The following is a 17335-nucleotide window of genomic DNA, read 5'->3' as shown; positions in this document are numbered from 1 at the left end:
GCATCATGGGGCTGCTCGTCGACGGCGTCTGGCAGGATACCTGGTACGACACCAAGGAGACCGGCGGCCGCTTCAAGCGCACGGACGCCAAGTTCCGGAACTGGATCACCGCCGACGGGTCCCCCGGTCCGAGCGGGGAGGGCGGGTTTCCGGCCGAGGCCGGGCGCTACCACCTCTACGTCTCGCTGGCCTGCCCCTGGGCCCACCGCACCCTGATCGTGCGCGCCCTGAAGGGCCTGGAGGAGGCGATCTCGGTCTCGGTGGTCGATCCGCACATGGGCCAGGAGGGCTGGGTCTTCGGCGATTCACCCGGCGCCACGCCCGACACGGTCAACGGCGCGACCCGCCTCTACGAGGTCTACCTGAAGAACGATCCCGGCTTCACCGGCCGCGTCACCGTGCCGGTGCTGTGGGACAGGCGGCGCGGCGTCATCGTGTCGAACGAGTCGGCCGAGATCGTCCGCATGCTCGACGGCGCCTTCGGGACCGCCGGGCCGGACCTCTACCCCGCCGACCTCGCGGACGCGATCGACGCGGTCAACGCCAGGGTCTACGACGCCGTGAACAACGGGGTCTACAAGGCGGGCTTCGCCACCGACCCGGGCGCCTATGCCGAGGCCTTCACCGCGCTGTTCACCGAGCTCGACGCCCTGGAGGCCCGCCTCGACGCGGCGCGCTACCTCTGCGGCGACCGGCTGACGGAGGCGGACATCCGCCTGTTCACCACCCTGGTGCGGTTCGACGCCGTCTATGTCGGGCACTTCAAGTGCAACCTGCGGCGCATCGCCGATTATCCCAATCTCTCGAACTACCTGCGCGACGTCTATTCACTGCCGGGGGTCGCCGGGACGGTGAACCTCACCCATATCAAGCGGCACTATTACGAGAGCCACCCGACCATCAATCCGACCCGCATCGTCCCCCTCGGGCCGGCCCTCGACTTCGCGGCCCCGAACGACCGCGCCGCGCGCTTCCCGGCCTGAGCGCGGGACCCTGCCCGACAGAACCCGGGACCCTGCGCGTGCGCAGACCCTCGACGAACCGACCCGCAGCCTTACATCGGACCCATGATGCGCCTCTCGACCGCCCGCCTCGTCCTCGCCGCCGCCCCGCTGCTCGCGGCCGCTCCCGCCCTCGCCCAGACGGCCGTCAAGCTCGAGGGCCGCTGCGAGAAGCTCGTGATCGCCGGCAAGGACGTCTCGGGCACCTGCAAGAACACGCTGATGAACACGGTCTCGCGCAACCGCACGAGCTTCGATTTCGCGGCCGAGGGCCGTGCCCTGAGCTTCAGCGGCAACGGCGCCCAGCAGGAGCGCACGGAGGAGAGCGACCCGCTTCAGCCGATCAACCTCGTCATTCCGAGCGAGACGACGAAGGACGGCGTGGCGCAAGGACCGCTGGTCGCCGTCGGGTCCTGCGCCTTCAGCACTCCGGAGCCGGGCAAGACCGCGATCACCTGCGAGGCGAACGCCGCCAAAGGCACCTATCAGGGGGTCTTCGTGACAGATGCCAAAACGCCGGAGACGACGCCGGATGCGGGCCGGACCGGCGGGAGCGCCCCGCGCTAGGGGGCGCCGGTCCCCGCCGGGCGGGGCGGAGCCCGTCCGGGGAAAGCCGGCGCCGGAGACGGGACGCGCCGGGAGCCGGGGGCGATCGCGTGTGGACGTCCGCTCTGGTCCGGGCGCGCGGAGTTCCCATCTCTTGACGCAGGACGGGACGGGCGGCCAGACCCGGACCCTCCCACGGATCCATACGAAGGCCTTGAGGACGTTATGCTGAACGATGCGCCGGTGCCGGGCGGGACCACCAAGGACGTGACCACGGCGAGCTTCCGCCAGGACGTCATCGCCGAGTCGATGCAGCAGCCCGTGCTGGTCGACTTCTGGGCGCCGTGGTGCGGCCCGTGCAAGCAGCTCGCCCCCGTGTTGGAGAAGGTCGTCCAGGGCTCCGCCGGGAAGGTGAAGCTCGTCAAGATGAACATCGACGAGCACCCCTCCATCGCCGGCCAGCTCGGCATCCAGTCGATTCCGGCCGTGATCGCCTTCGACAAGGGCCAGCCGGTGGACGGCTTCATGGGGGCGGTGCCCGAGGCCCAGATCAAGGAATTCATCGCGCGGCTCGCCGGCCCCGCCGGCCCGACCCCGATCGAGGAGGCGATGGCGGAGGCCGAGGCGCTCCTCGGCGTCGGTGACGTGGCGCAGGCCGCCCAGATCTACGCCGCCGTGCTCGCCGAGGAGCCCGAGAACGTCGACGCCATCGCGGCCCTCGCCAAGATCCAGCTCGACCTCGGCGACCTCGAGAACGCCAAGCAGATCGTCGCCATGGCGCCGCCCGAGACGGCCTCCCATGCCGGCCTCGCCAGCGTGCGCGCGGCGATCGAGCTCGCCGAGCAGGCCGCGGCTTTGGGCGACCTCGGCACCTTCCAGACCCGGATCGAGGCCGACCCGAACGATTTCCAGGCCCGCTTCGACCTCGCGCTCGGCCTCAACGGCCGCAACATGCGCGACGAGGCGGTGGACCAGCTGATCGAGATCGAGCGCCGGGACCGGACCTGGAACGAGGGTGCGGCGCGCAAGCAGCTCCTCACCTTCTTCGAGGCCTGGGGCCTGATGGACAAGGCCTCGATCCGCGGGCGGCGACGCCTGTCGACCCTGGTCTTTGCGTGAGGCCGCGAACGAACCGCAGGGGAACACGATGAGCACGCATGCGGGCTACAAGGGACCGGCCGACTGCCCCGGAGTGATTCCGGTCTTCCCGCTGCCCGGCGCGCTGCTGCTGCCGCGCGGACAGATGCCCCTGAACATCTTCGAGCCGCGCTACCTCGCCATGATCGACGACGCCCTGCGGGGCGACCGGATCATCGGCATGATCCAGCCGGACGTGGAGGCGGGCGCGTCGCCGATGACGCCCAAGCTCTTCCGCGTCGGCTGCGCCGGGCGGATCACCCAGTTCGCCGAGACCGGAGACGGGCGCTACCTGATCTCGCTCACCGGCATCGCCCGGTTCCGGGTGGAGAGCGAGCTCGCCACCACCACCCGCTACCGCCGCTGCCAGGTCTCGTACGACGATTTCGCCTCCGATTTCGAGGCGCGGGCGGGGGAGGCGGCGGTGGACCGCGAGGGCGTGCTGAAGGCCCTGCGCGACTTCGTCGAGGTCAACGACCTCAAGGTCGACTGGGCCGGCATCGAGGAGGCGCCCAACGAGGCCCTGGTCAACGCCCTCTGCATGATGAGCCCCTTCGGCGCCCGCGAGAAGCAGGCCATGCTGGAGGCGGCGGACCTCAAGACGCGGGCCGAGGTCTTGATTGCGGTGACCGAAATGGAGTTGGTGCGCGGGTCGGGCTCCGAGCCCACCCTGCAGTGACCACGTTCCGCGAAGGAGACGCCCCAGATGGCCGATGACACCCCGAGCCCCGTCGAGGCCACCCGCGTCGACCCCAAGCTCCTCGAACTCCTCGTCTGCCCGCTGACGAAGGATACCCTCGAGTACGATGCTGGCCGCCAGGAGCTGGTGAGCCGCTCGGCGCGCCTCGCCTACCCGATCCGCGACGGCATCCCGATCATGCTGCCGGAAGAGGCGCGCGCGCTGACCGACTGAGCGGGGCCGCCGGCATGACCGATCGCCCGACCGTCGCCATCGTCGCCACCGGCGGCACCATCGCGATGAAGAACGATCCCGTCACCGGGGCTCCGGTCCCCGCCCTAACGGGGGCCGACCTCGCCGCCGCGGTGCCGCGGCTCGCCGACCTCGCGCGGATCGAGGTGGTGGAATTCGCCAACGTGCCGAGCGCCTATATGGGGCCGGAGCTCTGGCCGGACCTCAGCCGCACGGTGGCGGGCCTGCTCGCCCGTCCCGAGATCGCGGGCGCCATCGTCCTGCACGGCACCGACACCCTCGACCAGACCGCCTATTTCCTCGACCTGACGCTCACCAGCGACAAGCCGGTGGTGATGGTGGGCGCCCAGCGCAACGCCTCCGAGGCGGATGCCGACGGAGCGCGCAACCTCCGCAACGCGGTCCGCCAGATCCTGGCCCAGGGCGCGCGCGGAGATCTGCAGGGACTGGGCGTGACGGTGACGCTCAACCACAACATCAATGCGGCCCGCGAGGTGCGCAAGTCCCACACCAACAACGTCGAGACCTTCCAGTCCGGCGAGGCCGGTTTCCTCGGCCACGTGGACGAGGACCGGGTGGTGTTCTCCCGGAAATCCCTGCGCCGCCAGACCCTGCCGCTGCCCGACCGGCTCGCCCGGGTCGAGATCGTGGCGATGGCGGCCGGCAGCGACGGGCGCCAGCTCCGCCACGCCGTGGCGGACGGGGCCGAGGGCGTGGTGATCGCCGCCTACGGCTTCGGCAACGTCAACGAGGCCCTGTACGACGCGGTGGTGGAGGCGGTCGCCGCCGGCGTCACCATCGTGGTGGCGAGCCAGGTCCCCCACGGCCGCGCCCTTCCGGTCTACGGTTTCAAGGGCGGCGGCAGCACGCTGCGCGCGGCCGGCGCGGTCTTCGCCGACGACCTCACGCCGGACAAGGCCCGTGTCCTGGCGCTGCTCGCCCTGCCGGTCACCCGCGACCGCCAAGCATTGCAAGCGTATTACGACCGATAACGCCAAGCTCTGACCCGGTCATTCTGCCTCGGTCATGGCCCGTTCAGGCACCTTCGGCAATAAGTCCCATCATCGAATTGTGGAGCCTGTCACAATCTTGCCGCTTCGGCGGGTATGATCAGCGCATTCACACGCCATCGTCTGCTTGCACTGCCGTTGCGCCGCCCCGCGGTCGCGGCTCGGGCGGACGCTTATTGTCGAAGGATGATGCATGTCCAAAGTTGCGGTGGTTCTGGCGCTCGGAGCCGGCCTGTCCTCGCCCGCGATGATCCCGGCTGCCGCCCGAGACGGCGGAAACTTCAACGGGGCCTGGTCGGTGGAACTCGTCACCGAGAGCGGCATGGTCTGCGACAGCCGCTACACCTACGGGGTGTCGGTGCAGGAGGGGCAGGTGCGCCTGACCTCCGCGGCGGCCGGCGCCACCCTGAACGGCCGCGTCGGGCCGGACGGCACGGTCGGCCTCAACGTCTCGAACGGCACCGCTTCGGGCGCGGTCTCGGGCCGCCTCCAGGCCCAGAGCGGCGGCGGCACCTGGAAGGTCTCGTCCCTGTGCTCGGGCCGCTGGACGGCCCGGCGTCACACGACGCGGACCGCCCAGGCGGAGTAGGGCCGGGCGGGACCGCGCCCCGAGGCGCGCGCCTCGGCCGCACGGCCCCCGGGCATCCCCTTCGCGTCAGGCGGCCGCCAGCCACTGACGCGCTTCGTCGATATGCGCGCGGTCGAAGGTCTTGATCTGGGCCGGCGAGACCTTGCCGAAGGTATCGGCGATCATCCGCAGCCAGGAGGCGTCGGTCACCAGGGCGACGTGGCTGACGCCCTTCATCATGGCGAGGCCGAAGCGCGGGTCCTTGAAGAAGGCGGCCGGCTCCATGCCCTTGAAATCGCGTACGTCTTCCAGGAGCTTGATCTTGCCGCCCTTGTCGAGGTCGGCCTGCATGGCCGAGATCACGGTGTTCATCTCGGCATCGGTGATCTGGCCATCGACCACGATCTCGGCGACGCTCGAATCCGGCTTCTTGGTGTAGGTCAGCACGTGTGGCACTCCTGAAGGGGTCGAACGCGACCCGCGCGAACGTCGAACCAGCGTTATAGGAAACTCTGCGGGTCCACGTCGATGGCGACCTTCACGTTGCCGCGAATCTTGGGGCCGCGCGCCAGCCAGTCGCGCAGGTAGCTCTGCAGGTCGACGGAGCGCTCGGTCTTCACCAGCAGCCGGAAGCGATAGCGCCCGCGGATCAGCGCGAGCGGCGCCTCGGCCGGCCCCAGCACCACCACGCCCTCCGGCGGCTCGGCGGCCCGGGCCAGGGCCTGCCCGTGGGCCTCGGCGACCTCGCGCTCGTTCGCAGAGACGATGAGGGCCGCCAGGCGCCCGAAGGGCGGCAGGCCGGCGGCCTCGCGGGCGCCGATCTCCTCCTCGTAGAAGCGCTCCGAATCCCCCGAGAGCAGCGCGGCGATCACCGGATGTTCCGGCTGGTAGGTCTGGAGCAGCGCGCGCCCCGGCTTCTCGCCGCGTCCCGCGCGCCCCGTCACCTGCTGCAGCAGCTGGAAGGTGCGCTCGGCCGCCCGCGGGTCGCCGGAGGTCAGGCCGATATCGGCGTCGAGGACGCCGACCAGGGTGAGATGCGGGAAGTTGTGGCCCTTGGCGACGAGCTGCGTGCCGATGACGATGTCGCAGCCGCCCTCCGCCACGGTCTGGAGTTCGGCCCGCAGGCGCTCGGCCCCGCCGGGAAAGTCGCTCGACAGGACGATGACGCGCTTCTCCGGGAAGAGTTCGGCCACCTCCTCGGCGATGCGCTCCACCCCGGGGCCGCAGGGGGTGAGGTTGTCGAAGGTGCCGCATTCCGAGCAGGAATCCGGGCGCCGCTCGGCATAGCCGCACTGGTGGCAGACGAGCGCCCGGCGGAAGCGGTGCTCCACCAGCCAGGTCGAGCAGTTGCGGCACTGGTAGCGGTGGCCGCAGGCCCGGCACAGGGTGAGCGGCGCGTAGCCCCGCCGGTTGAGGAAGAGCAGGGCCTGGTCGCCCGAGGCCACGGTGTCCCGCACGGCGGCGACCAGCGCGGGCGCGATGAAGCGTCCGCGCTCGGGCTTGTCGGCCCGCATGTCGATGGCGGCGATGTCGGGCAGGCGCCGGCCGCCGAAGCGCTCGGGCAGGGCGATGCGCCGGTAGCGGCCCCGCTCGGCATTGACCCGGGTCTCGATGGAGGGCGTCGCGGAGGCCAGCACCACCGGGCAGTTCTCGATGCGCCCGCGCACCACCGCCATGTCGCGGGCGTGGTAATGCACCCCGTCCTCCTGCTTGTAGGCGGCCTCGTGCTCCTCGTCGACGACGATGAGGCCGAGATCGGCGAAGGGCAGGAACAGGGCCGAGCGCGCCCCCACCACCACGGCGATCTCCCCCGCCGTGACCCCGGCGCGGATGCGCTCGCGGCGCTTGCCGCCGATGCCCGAGTGCCAGGCCGCCGGGCGCGCGCCGAAGCGCTCGGCGAACCGGTCGAGGAACTGCGCGGTCAGCGCGATCTCGGGCATCAGGATCAGGGCCTGATGGCCGCGGCGGACGCAATCGGCCACGGCCTCGAAATACACTTCCGTCTTCCCCGAGCCGGTGACGCCTTCCAGCAGCACGGTGGGCGCCTTGTGCTCGGCGCCCGGGGGCGGGACCTTCTCGGTGGTCGGCAACGGATCGCCGATCGCGTCCGTCGGCTCGGGCTCGGCCGCGCCCGGATTCATCAGCGCGACGAGCTCCCGCACCGCCGCCTCCTGCGCCGCCGAGAGGGGCACGCGGGCATGGTCCGGGTCCGGCGGCAGGGCGACGGGCTCGGGCGCCAGGGCCACCGCTTCCAGGGCACCGTCGTCGATGAGGCCGTCGACGACGCTCAGGGAGACGCCGGCCTCCTTGGCGAGCGCGCTCTTGCCCCGCATCGCCCCATCGGCCGCCACCGCCAGCACCTTGGTGCGCGCCGCGGTCGGCCGGGAGGGGGCCTTGCCGGAGGCCCGGACACCGACCCGCACCGTCTCGGTCAGCGCCGCCTCGTCGGGCAGGCGCAGGGCCATGGCGAGCGCCGAGCCCTTCGGCGCCAGGGTGTAGCGGGCGAGCCAGTCGACGAGCTCGCGCAGTGCGTCGGGCAGGGCCGGAACGTCGATCCGGCCGGTGACCGGGCGCAGGTTCGAGCCGCCGGGGCTCTGGCGCACGCCCCAGACCACCCCCACCGTCTCGCGCGGACCGAGGGGGATCTGCACGACCTCGCCGACCGAGAGGTCGAGCCCGGCCGGCACGGCGTAGCTGTAGGCGCTGTCGAGCGCCAGCGGGATCAGGATCTCGGCGACGCAGGGCATCGGGCGGGGCTTTGACGGAACATAACCGGAATATAGGGGCAACCGGGCCTCAACGCGATGGTGCAGATGGATTGCTTCCGGGCCGCATTGGCTCCTAAGCAGCGCGACACCGCACCGACCCGGATCCGATGACCCGTCCTGCCCAGCCCTCAGCGACCGACCCGCCACGCCTCGACCTGCACGGCATCGGGCTGCGCTTCGGCGCGGTGCGGGCGCTCGCGGACGTCTCGCTCCAGGTCCGGCCCGGCGAGATCCTCGCCCTGCTCGGCGATTCCGGTTGCGGCAAGAGCACGCTGCTGCGGGCCATCGCCGGGCTGGAGCAGCCGGAGGCGGGCACGATCCGCCTCGACGGCGCCCTGGTGAGCGAGGGCGGCCGCGGCGTCGCCCCCGAGGCGCGGGGCGTCGGGCTGATGTTCCAGGACTACGCCCTGTTCCCCCACCTCACGGTGGCCGAGAACGTCCGCTTCGGCCTGCATGGGCGGCCCGCCGCCGAGGCCCGCGCCCTGGCGCAGGCCCGGCTGGAGCAGGTCGGCCTCGCCGACCGGGCCAGGAGCTATCCCGGCACGCTCTCGGGCGGCGAGAGCCAGCGCGTGGCGCTGGCCCGGGCGCTCGCCCCGGGGCCGCGCGTCCTCCTCCTCGACGAGCCCTTCTCGAACCTCGACCGGCGCACCCGCGACCGGGTCCGCGACGACACCCTGGCGGTCCTGCGCGCCAGCGGCGCCACCACGCTCCTCGTCACCCACGACCCGGAGGAGGCGCTCGGGTTCGCCGACCGCATCGCCCTGATGCGGCGGGGGCGCATCGTGCAGGTCGGCACCGGACCGGACCTGTATCTGCGCCCCGCGACGCGGTTCGCGGCCCGCTTCTTCGGCGATTGCCTCGAGTTCGACGGCACCTGCCGCGACGGCGCCGTGGCGACGCCGTTCGGACCCGTCCCCGCGCCGGGCCGGGTGGAGGGCGCCGCCGTCACCCTCGGCCTGCGCCCGGAGGCGCTCCGTCTCGATGCGCCGGACGCGCCCCTCCGGGCCGTGGTGCGCGCGCGCCGCTTCCTCGGAGCGAGCGCCCTCCTGACCCTGGCGGTGGAGGGCCTGCCCGAGCCCCTGCGCCTGCCCGTCTCCGCGGACGACCCCCATCGCGCGGGCGACGCCGTGGGCCTGACCCTCGACCCGCAGCGCTGCTTTATTTTTGCGCGGGAGATGGATTAAAAGGTGGGCCGAGTGTGACGTGCTGTTGAGTGCGCGGCTTTAGTTTTGAATTGTTTTAAGTCCAGAACATCGCGCTTGTGTTTTTCTCGCCGATGCTTCTGAACACCCGCCACGTTCGAACGTGAAGGGTGTCGACCATGGCGGGTGGGATCAAGGCAATTGGGTTCGCGGGCCTCGCGCTGGCAGCCCTGATCGGGACGGCCTCGGCGGCCGAGGTGAACCTCTACACCACCCGCGAGCCCGGCCTGATCCGGCCCCTGCTCGACGCCTTCACCGCCAAGAGCGGCGTCACCGTCAACACGGTCTTCGTCGAGAAGGGCCTCGCCGAGCGCGTGGCGGCCGAGGGGGCGCGGGCCAAGGCCGACGTGCTGATGACTGTGGACGTCGGCAACCTCATCGACCTCGTCGACCGCGACCTCGCCCAGCCGGTGCGCTCGGGCGTGCTGGAGGCGGCGGTGCCCGCCACCCTGCGCGATGCCGAGGGGCGCTGGTTCGCCCTCTCCATGCGCGCCCGCGTCCTCTACGCCGACAAGGACCTCGCCGACCTCAAGGCCGTCACCTACGAAGGGCTGGCCGATCCGAAATGGAAGGGCGGCCTCTGCCTGCGCTCGGGCCAGCACCCCTACAACACGGCGCTCATCGCCCACCATCTCGTGAAGCACGGGCCGGAGAAGACCGAGGCGTGGCTGCGCGCCCTGAAGGCCAACCTCGCCCGCAAGCCCGCCGGCGGCGACCGCGACGTCGCCCGCGACATCCTCGCCGATACCTGCGAGATCGGCCTCGGCAATTCCTACTATGTCGGCCTGATGCGCTCCGGCCGCGGCGGCCCCGAGCAGCAGAAATGGGGCGAGGGCATCAAGGTGGTGATGCCGACCTTCGCGGGCGGCGGCACCCACGTGAACATCTCCGGTGCGGTGGTGGCCAAGAACGCCCCCAACCGCGACGAGGCGGTCAAGCTCCTCGAATACCTCGTCTCCGACGAGGCGCAGGGGCTCTACGCCAAGGCCGATTACGAGTACCCGGTGAAGGCCGGCGCGCCGATCGACCCGCTCCTCACGGCGCTCGGCCCCCTGACCGTCGATTCCGTGCCGCTGGTGGAGATCGCCCGCAACCGCAAGGCGGCGAGCCTCCTGCTCGACACGGTGGGCTTCGACAACTGAGCGCCCTCAACCCTCCTCCCTTTCGCGGGGGAGGGAGATGCGTGCATCGCGTCACGAACCGTGAACGGAAGACGGCGAGACCAGCATGACCGGGGCCGCCTCCGCCCTCTCCCGCGACGGCCGACCCCACGGACTCGGCTGGAGCGCCGCCGCCCTGGGCCTCTGCGCCCTGGTGCTGAGCCCGGTCGTCGCCCTCGTGGTGGCGGCGGGAGACGGGATCGGGGACGGGGCGGGCGCGGCGCTGTGGCCGCACCTCGTCGCCCACGTGCTGCCGCAGGCCCTGCGCGACACCGCCCTGCTGCTGGCGGGCGTCGGCGTGCTGGTGGTGGTGCTCGGGGCGGGCTCCGCCTGGCTCGTGGCGGCCTACGACTTTCCCGGCCGGCGACTCCTCGAGGCGGGGCTGCTGCTGCCGATGGCGGTGCCGACCTACATCGTCGCCTTCGCGTATCTCGACCTGATGCACCCGATCGGCCCGGTGCAGACCACCCTGCGCGACCTCCTCGGCTATGCCCGCCCGCGCGATTTCGTGCTGCCCGAGATCCGCTCGCTGCCCGGCTGCATCCTGCTCCTCGGCTTCGTGCTCTACCCCTACGTCTACCTGCCGACGCGGGCGCTGTTCCTGATGCAGGCCGCCAACCTCATCGAGGCGGCGCGGATGCTCGGGCGCCGGCCCTCGGGCACCTTCCTGCGGGTCGCCCTGCCGATGGCGCGCCCGGCCATCGCGCTGGGGGCGAGCCTCGCCCTGATGGAGGCGCTGAACGACATCGGCGCGGCGGAATTCCTCGGGGTCCGCACCCTCACGGTCCAGGTCTACGCCACCTGGGTCAACCGCTCGGACCTCGCCGGCGCGGCCCAGATCGCCCTCGTGATGCTGGTGGCCGTCGTCGCCCTGGTGGCCCTGGAGCGCTGGGCGCGGGCCGGACGCGGCTTCTCGGGGGGCGCCCAGCGCCCGCGCCGCCTCGCCCGGCAGCGCCTGACCGGCGCGCGCGCCGTCGCTGCCCTGGCCCTCGGGCTCGTGCCCGTGGCGGTCGGCTTCGCGATTCCGGCGAGCTATCTCGTCCATTCCGCGTTCCGGCGGGTGCTGCGCAGCGGCCTGCCGGAGACGATCCTCCCCGAGATCGGCCACACCCTGCTCTATGCGGGGGCCGCGACCGTGATCGCCGCCGCCATCGGCTTCGTGGTGGCGGCGGGCCCGCGCCTCGTCCAGCGCCGCTGGGGCGAGGCGCTGATCCGGGTGGCGAGCCTCGGCTACGCCCTGCCGGGCGCGATCCTGGCCATCGGCCTCCTCGGCCCCCTGGCCCTCGCCGACACCGCCCTCTCGGCCGGGACGACGCGGCTCTTCGGCGTCGCCCCGGCCCTGATCGGCCTCGGCACCGGGGGCGCCCTCGTCACCGCCTACCTCGTGCGCTTCCTCGCCGTCAGCATCGGCACCTGCGAGGCCGGCCTCGGCCGGGTGCCCCGCAGCCTGCCCGATGCCGGGCGGATGCTCGGGCGCGGGCCGGGCGCCACCCTGTGGCGGGTCCAGCTTCCCCTGGCCTGGCCGGCGGTGCTGAGCGGCGCGCTCCTGGTCTTCGTCGACTGCGTCAAGGAACTGCCCGCGACCCTGCTGCTGCGCCCCCTCAACGTCGAGACCCTGGCGACCCATCTCTACGGCGAGGCCGCGCGCGGCACCTACGAGGACGGAACCGTGGCGGCGCTCCTCATCGTCGCGGTCGGGCTGGTGCCCGTGGTGATCCTGCTCCGGCTCGGGACCCCGCGCACGGAAGCCGGCGCAGAACCTGCCGATCAGCGCTTGACGCCGCCGCGCCCCTCGCCCTAGAAGGCCATCGATCCGGCGGCACAGCCCAGCCGGACGGTCTTTCGCCGCACGATCGCGGCCTTGGTCGAACGGACGTTCACCGAGCCGGCGGAAGACGGGTCAGGACGGTTAGCACAGCGGTAGTGCGTTCCCTTCACACGGGAGAGGTCGCAGGTTCGATCCCTGCACCGTCCACCATTCCCCTCGTCGATCCCCGTCCACATCCCTGACGTTCGCGCTTCGGTCAGCCGTCGCCGCCGATCGCCGTCGGGCGGCCCTCACGGGACAGCGCGGCTCGGCGCCCGGCGGGGCGCGACCAGCAGGACGAGGGCGCCGGCCGCCATGCAGACGATCGATCCGGCCAGCACGCCGACCTTGGTCTCGGATTCGAGTTCGGGCGCGTCGGCGAAGGCCAGGAGGCCGATGAACAGGCTCATGGTGAAGCCGATGCCGCAGAGGAGCGAGACGCCGTAGACCTGCATCCAGCCGGCCCCCGCCGGCCGCTGGGCGAGCCCGAGCCTCACCGCCGCGAGGACGAGGCCGAACACGCCGATCTGCTTGCCGACGATGAGACCGAGGGCGACCCCGAGGGTCACCGGTTCGAGGAGCATCCCGGGGGTGAAGCCCGCGAGCGACACGCCCGCATTGGCGAAGCCGAAGATCGGCAGGATCAGGTAGGCCGACCAGGGGTGCAGGGCGTGTTCGAGCCGGTGCAGCGGCGAGGACGGGTCGTCCGGCCGGCCGGGGCTGAGCCGCAGTGGAATCGTCAGGGCCAGCAGGACGCCGGCCACCGTGGCGTGCACCCCGGACTTCAGGACGAAGAACCACAGCGCCGCACCGAGGACGAGATAGGGCGACAGGGAGCGGATGCCGGCCCGGTTCAGGCCGTAGAGCACCGCCAGGGTCACGGCCGCCCCGCCCAGCATCGGCAGCGACAGGTCGGCGGTGTAGAACAGCGCGATGATGAGCACCGCGCCGAGGTCGTCGATGATCGCCAGGGCGGTCAGGAAGACCTTGAGCGAGACCGGCACCCGGGCGCCGAGCAGGGCCAGGATGCCGAGGGCGAAGGCGATGTCGGTGGCGGCGGGAATCGCCCAGCCGCGGAGGGTCTCCGGCGAGTGCCGGTTCACCGCCGCGTAGACCAGGGCCGGCGCCGCCATGCCGCCGATGGCGGCGAGGCCGGGCAGGATCCGGTCCGGCCAGGTCCGCAACCGCCCGTCCAGCATCTCGCGCTTGATCTCGAGGCCAACGAGCAGGAAGAACAGCGCCATCAGCGCGTCGTTGACCCAGTGCAGGACGCTCAGGCCCCCGGCCTTGGCCTGCAGGGCCGCGAAGTAGCTCGCCGCCAGGGGCGAGTTCGCGACCACCAGCGCGAGGGCCGCGCTCGCCATCAGGACGAGCCCGCCGCCGGCCTCGCTGGTGAGCATCGACCGGAAGGCGGAGAAGGGCCGCCGGAGCGGAGACGGGGCTTGCATGGCCCCTCCATGACAAGGGCCGCACCGGGACACAACAATTACCGGGCCGGGACGCAACCGAGCCGGGGGCGGAACCGGGTCGGGTCCGCGCTCCGCGGCGACCGCCCGCTCAGCGCAGCGCGGCCGAGCGGGTGCCGCCCTTGGTGCGGGTGCCGGCGTCGAACGCCGTGCGGCAGCCGGGGCTGAGGCTCGCCCGGTTCACCTGCATGCACGACACGATCCGGTCGCGGTCCGGCACGGCGCTCAGGCACAGGCGCATGACGTCGCCGCGGCACAGGGCGGCCTGCTCCTCCTCGCCGGCCCGGGCACCGGTGGCCGCGAGGGCGGGCAGTAGGCAGCAGGCTGCCAGAGCGATTCGTCCAAGCATGGGTCTCTCCCGATCTGGCCCCGAAATCCGGTGGCGGGTCGCCTTGGATGGGGCCGACGACGACCTGCGGTTGTAATGCGGATGGGCCGGCCGGGTTCCCCGCCGATGCCGGCATCCGGCGGAGGTCGCGTGTCCCGACCTCCTGTGCCGTGCACCGCGCCCGCTCCGATCCGCGTCCGGCCCGGGGTCGAAGAACCGGCTCGGGCGGCGGAGCCGTGAAGCCGGATCGAGCGCGACCGGGCTCGCCGGAACGGTCGGATCGATCGGGCCGGCCGGCGATGGGCGCCCGGGCCACGCCCTCCCGTCTGCCCACGCGCCGTTCGAGAGTGCCCCGGGCCATTTACCAAGCGGCGCGAAGGGCCTTGTGGAATGGGGCCGCCCCTGCAATCCCTGGATGGCCCTCGCCGTCGAGGGCGCAACCCGCCTCCGGTCATGCGTCGCCTGCACTGTATCGATTCGATTCGCGGTCTGGCCGCCCTGGCGGTCATCTACGCGCATACCGTCGAGTTCGGGCTCAAGGCGCGGCTCGGGCCGTCCTCCTTCGAGCGCATGGCCCTGGCCGGACTGACCGAGTATCTCGACATCGGCAAGATCGCCGTGACGCTGTTCTTCGCGGTGTCCGGATTCGTGGTGCCCTTCTCGCTGTTCAAGGCGGGAGACCGGCCCATCCTGGCCTTCGCCGTCTCGCGCTTCTTCCGCCTCTATCCCGCCTACTGGCTGTCGATTCCGTGCGGCCTGCTCGTGCTGTTCGTCTGGGCGGGGCGGGACGTTCCGGCCCTGCTCGTGGCCGCGAACATCACGATGCTTCAGCAGTTCGTCGGCGTCGAGAACATCATCAGCCTGTACTGGACGCTGCAGATCGAGCTGATCTTCTACGTCCTCTGCGTGGGTCTCTTCGCTCTCGGCCGCCTCGACGATCGCGAGGGTGTCGTGCTTTCGGCCCTCGCGCTGATCGCGGTCGCCGTCACGCTGGCCTTCCTGCGCTTCGCCTTCGAGCGGAAGTTTCCCGTGGCGGTGCCCCTGTCGCTGGCCGTGATGTTCTGGGGGCTGTGCCTGCGCTATCACGTCCTGGAAAAGCGGCCGGGCTGGGGTTCCGCGCTGACATGGGTCACGAGCGTGCTCGTCTGCGCGGTTCCGGTGATCTCGGTGCTGGCCTACGGGCGCGACATGGGCTTTCAAGAGAACTGGGTGAAGTACGTCGTCACCTACTGGCTCGCGATGGCGCTCTTCGCTCTCCTCGCCCTGAAGCTGCGGATCGAGGGGAGGGTCTTCGCCTATCTCGGCGCGATCAGCTACTCGATCTACCTGTTCGGGCCGGTGGTTCAGGTGGTGATCGAGCACGCCCTGGCCGGATACGAATCGGTCGTCCCGATCCACCTGTTCGCCGCCGCGACCGCCCTCGCGACCATCGCCGTCGCGGCCCTGGTGTATCGCTGGATCGAAGTCCCCGCCATCGCGCTCGGCCGCCGCGTCGCGCGCCGCTTCGCCGGCCGGGCGGGATCGGGCGCCCCGGCCGCAGCCGCGCTCGGCCGATCCGAGGCCTAGCCCGGCCGTCAGGGGCACCGCGACGCGGAGCATCCGAGCTCCACCCGCGCGCCGTCTCGTCCGACAGCCCGGCCTCCGCGTGCCGCGGGCGCCTCCGGGGCCGGGTCCGCCGGCAGGGCGTCGGGCTGGAGCCACCCTGTGCGCCGGACCTCCGTCTCACACGAAGTCTCGGAGCGCCTGACCCGTCGGTCCGCCTCACCGAGATCCGGCGGACGACCGCCGCCGCGCGGGCAGACCTCGACGAGTCGGGCTCAGCGGGGTCTGGTGTCAGGTGATCGGGGCGGGGTTGAACAGCGTCAGGTCGTTGAACAGGCCCCAGCGGTCGGACCAGGGCCGCTTTCGCCCGCTCGCCACGTCGAGGATGAGGTGGAACAGGTCCCGGCCGGTCTCCTCGATGGTGGCGTGGCCCGTGGCGATGCGGCCGGCATCGAGGTCGATGAGATCGGACCAGCGCTCGGCCAGCTCGGTGCGGGTGGCGACCTTGATCACCGGGGCGTGGGCGAGGCCGTAGGGGGTGCCGCGTCCGGTGGAGAAGACCTGGAGGGTGATGCCGGAGGCGAGCTGGAGCGTGCCGCAGACGAAGTCGCTCGCCGGGGTCGCGGCGAAGATCAGGCCCTTGTCGCGGACCCGCTCGCCGGGGGCGAGCACGCCCGTGATGGCCGAGGAGCCGGATTTGGCCACCGAGCCCAGAGCCTTCTCGACGATGTTGTTGAGGCCGCCCTTCTTGTTGCCCGGCGACGGGTTGGCGCGCCGGTCGGCACCGCCCCTGGCGAGGTAGTCGTCGTACCAGGCCATCTCGCGGATCAGCGCATCGGCGACCTCCGGGGTGGCGGCCCGGGGGGTGAGCAGGTGGATCGCGTCGCGCACCTCCGTCACCTCGGAGAACAGCACGGTGGCGCCGCAGCGGACCAGGAGGTCTGCGGCATGGCCGAGGGCCGGGTTGGCGGTGACGCCCGAGAAGGCGTCGCTGCCGCCGCATTGCAGGCCGACCACGAGATCGGAGGCCGGGCAGGTCTCGCGGGTGCGCCGGTTGAGGATTTCGAGGCGGGCCTCCGCCATGGTCAGGATGCTGTCGAGCATCATGCCGAAGCCTGCGTGGCGCTCGTCCTGCAGGCGCACCACGCCGCCGTCGGTGCGTTCCTCGCCCTCCGGCAGCAGGCGCTCGGAGACGAGCTTCTCGCAGCCGAGGCCGACCACCATGACCTCGCCGCCGAAATTCGGGTTGCGGGCCAGGCTCTGCAGGGTGCGGATCGGGATCACCGCCTCGGGGGCGTTGATGGCGACCCCGCAGCCATAGGCGTGGGTGAGGCCGACGACGTCGTCGACGTTGGGGAAGCGCGGCAGCAGGTCCTGCTTGATCCGCCGGATGGCGACGTCGAGGGTGCCGGCGACGCATTGCACGCTGATCGAGATCGCCAGGATGTTCTTGGTGCCGACCGAACCGTCCGGGTTGCGGTAGCCCTCGAAGGTGTAGCCTTCCAGCGGCGGCAGGGGGGCGGGCACCCGGGTCGCCTTCTCCAGGGCCGCGAGGTCGGGCGCGACCGGGGTCTCGACGCTCGATTCCTCCACCCAGGATCCCCGCGGCAGGGGGCGGAGCGCGATGCCCACCACCTCGCCGTAGCGGCGCACCGATCCGCCCGAGGGGATGTCCACGAGCGCCACCTTGTGGCCCTGCGGCACGAACTCGACCAGGGTCAGCCCGTCCTCGAAGACGGTGCCGGCGGGCAACCCGAAGGCGTTGACCACGATGGCGACGTTGTCGTGCCCGTGCAGGCGCAGGGTCCGGGGCGTGTCGCCGGCCCTGTCGGAGGGGGGCGCCGGTTCACCGAGCATGGTTGTTCTCCT

16 protein-coding genes and 1 tRNA gene are annotated in these 17335 nt (G+C 71.9%); 12 read left to right on the top strand and 5 right to left on the bottom strand.

Annotated elements, in window-relative coordinates:
- Nucleotides 1-5 precede the first annotated feature (5 nt).
- From ACLBWX_RS12780 to ACLBWX_RS12750, 7 genes are all read left to right on the top strand, one after another.
- Nucleotides 6-983, top strand: coding sequence for a glutathione S-transferase family protein (locus tag ACLBWX_RS12780; RefSeq protein ID WP_447677441.1), 978 nt, complete (start codon nucleotides 6-8; stop codon nucleotides 981-983).
- An 84-nt stretch (nucleotides 984-1067) separates the two neighbouring features.
- Nucleotides 1068-1568, top strand: coding sequence for a hypothetical protein (locus tag ACLBWX_RS12775; protein WP_447677440.1), 501 nt, complete (start codon nucleotides 1068-1070; stop codon nucleotides 1566-1568).
- 204 nt (nucleotides 1569-1772) lie between these two features.
- Nucleotides 1773-2666: a thioredoxin gene (gene trxA, locus ACLBWX_RS12770; protein WP_447677439.1), complete on the top strand. Its 894-nt coding sequence runs from the start codon at nucleotides 1773-1775 to the stop codon at nucleotides 2664-2666.
- Nucleotides 2667-2694: 28 nt separating this feature from the next.
- Nucleotides 2695-3363, top strand: coding sequence for an LON peptidase substrate-binding domain-containing protein (locus ACLBWX_RS12765; RefSeq protein ID WP_447677438.1), 669 nt, complete (start codon nucleotides 2695-2697; stop codon nucleotides 3361-3363).
- A 27-nt stretch (nucleotides 3364-3390) separates the two neighbouring features.
- The gene (locus tag ACLBWX_RS12760) at nucleotides 3391-3597 is read left to right on the top strand and encodes a Trm112 family protein (RefSeq protein WP_056476974.1); all 207 of its coding nucleotides are present in this window, start codon (nucleotides 3391-3393) and stop codon (nucleotides 3595-3597) included.
- A 14-nt stretch (nucleotides 3598-3611) separates the two neighbouring features.
- Nucleotides 3612-4607: an asparaginase gene (locus tag ACLBWX_RS12755; RefSeq protein ID WP_447677437.1), complete on the top strand. Its 996-nt coding sequence runs from the start codon at nucleotides 3612-3614 to the stop codon at nucleotides 4605-4607.
- Nucleotides 4608-4818: 211 nt separating this feature from the next.
- Nucleotides 4819-5214, top strand: a complete 396-nt coding sequence (locus tag ACLBWX_RS12750; protein ID WP_447677436.1) for a hypothetical protein — start codon at nucleotides 4819-4821, stop codon at nucleotides 5212-5214.
- Nucleotides 5215-5280: 66 nt separating this feature from the next.
- Here the strand turns inward: ACLBWX_RS12750 and ACLBWX_RS12745 are convergent, their stop codons facing one another.
- Complete coding sequence (locus ACLBWX_RS12745; protein WP_056476984.1) at nucleotides 5281-5640, bottom strand: SpoIIAA family protein; 360 nt, start codon at nucleotides 5638-5640, stop codon at nucleotides 5281-5283.
- A 53-nt stretch (nucleotides 5641-5693) separates the two neighbouring features.
- A complete protein-coding gene (locus tag ACLBWX_RS12740) occupies nucleotides 5694-7940 on the bottom strand; it encodes a primosomal protein N' (protein WP_447677435.1) in 2247 nt (748 codons plus the stop codon).
- A 128-nt stretch (nucleotides 7941-8068) separates the two neighbouring features.
- Between ACLBWX_RS12740 and ACLBWX_RS12735 the strand changes: the two genes are divergently transcribed.
- The 4 genes from ACLBWX_RS12735 to ACLBWX_RS12720 all read left to right on the top strand — a co-directional run bounded on the left by ACLBWX_RS12735 (nucleotide 8069) and on the right by ACLBWX_RS12720 (nucleotide 12301).
- Nucleotides 8069-9145 (top strand): ABC transporter ATP-binding protein, encoded by a 1077-nt coding sequence (locus tag ACLBWX_RS12735; RefSeq protein ID WP_447677434.1) that lies wholly within the window; start codon nucleotides 8069-8071, stop codon nucleotides 9143-9145.
- 137 nt (nucleotides 9146-9282) lie between these two features.
- Nucleotides 9283-10305, top strand: a complete 1023-nt coding sequence (locus ACLBWX_RS12730) for an extracellular solute-binding protein (RefSeq protein WP_447677433.1) — start codon at nucleotides 9283-9285, stop codon at nucleotides 10303-10305.
- Nucleotides 10306-10390: 85 nt separating this feature from the next.
- Nucleotides 10391-12124 carry an ABC transporter permease gene (locus ACLBWX_RS12725; protein ID WP_447677432.1) on the top strand — a complete coding sequence of 578 codons (1734 nt, stop codon included), beginning with the start codon at nucleotides 10391-10393 and terminating at the stop codon, nucleotides 12122-12124.
- A gap of 102 nt (nucleotides 12125-12226) precedes the next feature.
- Nucleotides 12227-12301, top strand: a tRNA-Val gene (locus ACLBWX_RS12720).
- Nucleotides 12302-12381: 80 nt separating this feature from the next.
- On the opposite strand, the gene nhaA is transcribed toward ACLBWX_RS12720, so the two are convergent.
- The gene (gene nhaA, locus ACLBWX_RS12715) at nucleotides 12382-13578 is read right to left on the bottom strand and encodes a Na+/H+ antiporter NhaA (protein ID WP_447677431.1); all 1197 of its coding nucleotides are present in this window, start codon (nucleotides 13576-13578) and stop codon (nucleotides 12382-12384) included.
- 109 nt (nucleotides 13579-13687) lie between these two features.
- The gene (locus ACLBWX_RS12710; protein ID WP_447677430.1) at nucleotides 13688-13945 is read right to left on the bottom strand and encodes a hypothetical protein; all 258 of its coding nucleotides are present in this window, start codon (nucleotides 13943-13945) and stop codon (nucleotides 13688-13690) included.
- A 432-nt stretch (nucleotides 13946-14377) separates the two neighbouring features.
- On the opposite strand from ACLBWX_RS12710, the gene ACLBWX_RS12705 reads away from it, so the two are divergent.
- Nucleotides 14378-15490, top strand: coding sequence for an acyltransferase family protein (locus tag ACLBWX_RS12705; RefSeq protein WP_447677429.1), 1113 nt, complete (start codon nucleotides 14378-14380; stop codon nucleotides 15488-15490).
- 267 nt (nucleotides 15491-15757) lie between these two features.
- Here the strand turns inward: ACLBWX_RS12705 and garD are convergent, their stop codons facing one another.
- Complete coding sequence (garD, locus tag ACLBWX_RS12700) at nucleotides 15758-17323, bottom strand: galactarate dehydratase (protein WP_447677428.1); 1566 nt, start codon at nucleotides 17321-17323, stop codon at nucleotides 15758-15760.
- Nucleotides 17324-17335: the final 12 nt, after the last annotated feature.

It is taken from the genome of Methylobacterium sp. M6A4_1b, assembly GCF_053345175.1.
Note: the sequence above shows the minus strand (reverse complement) of the source record. Positions and strands in the feature narration are given on the sequence as shown.

Coding starts and splice junctions, on each gene's coding strand:
- trxA (WP_447677439.1), top strand. CDS start 1,773: ATGCTGAACGATGCGCCGGTGCCGGGCGGGACCACCAAGGACGTGACC.
- ACLBWX_RS12765 (WP_447677438.1), top strand. CDS start 2,695: ATGAGCACGCATGCGGGCTACAAGGGACCGGCCGACTGCCCCGGAGTG.
- ACLBWX_RS12730 (WP_447677433.1), top strand. CDS start 9,283: ATGGCGGGTGGGATCAAGGCAATTGGGTTCGCGGGCCTCGCGCTGGCA.
- ACLBWX_RS12775 (WP_447677440.1), top strand. CDS start 1,068: ATGATGCGCCTCTCGACCGCCCGCCTCGTCCTCGCCGCCGCCCCGCTG.
- ACLBWX_RS12710 (WP_447677430.1), bottom strand. CDS start 13,945: ATGCTTGGACGAATCGCTCTGGCAGCCTGCTGCCTACTGCCCGCCCTC.
- ACLBWX_RS12740 (WP_447677435.1), bottom strand. CDS start 7,940: ATGCCCTGCGTCGCCGAGATCCTGATCCCGCTGGCGCTCGACAGCGCC.
- ACLBWX_RS12725 (WP_447677432.1), top strand. CDS start 10,391: ATGACCGGGGCCGCCTCCGCCCTCTCCCGCGACGGCCGACCCCACGGA.
- ACLBWX_RS12705 (WP_447677429.1), top strand. CDS start 14,378: ATGCGTCGCCTGCACTGTATCGATTCGATTCGCGGTCTGGCCGCCCTG.
- garD (WP_447677428.1), bottom strand. CDS start 17,323: ATGCTCGGTGAACCGGCGCCCCCCTCCGACAGGGCCGGCGACACGCCC.
- ACLBWX_RS12760 (WP_056476974.1), top strand. CDS start 3,391: ATGGCCGATGACACCCCGAGCCCCGTCGAGGCCACCCGCGTCGACCCC.
- ACLBWX_RS12780 (WP_447677441.1), top strand. CDS start 6: ATGGGGCTGCTCGTCGACGGCGTCTGGCAGGATACCTGGTACGACACC.
- ACLBWX_RS12735 (WP_447677434.1), top strand. CDS start 8,069: ATGACCCGTCCTGCCCAGCCCTCAGCGACCGACCCGCCACGCCTCGAC.
- nhaA (WP_447677431.1), bottom strand. CDS start 13,578: ATGCAAGCCCCGTCTCCGCTCCGGCGGCCCTTCTCCGCCTTCCGGTCG.
- ACLBWX_RS12750 (WP_447677436.1), top strand. CDS start 4,819: ATGTCCAAAGTTGCGGTGGTTCTGGCGCTCGGAGCCGGCCTGTCCTCG.
- ACLBWX_RS12755 (WP_447677437.1), top strand. CDS start 3,612: ATGACCGATCGCCCGACCGTCGCCATCGTCGCCACCGGCGGCACCATC.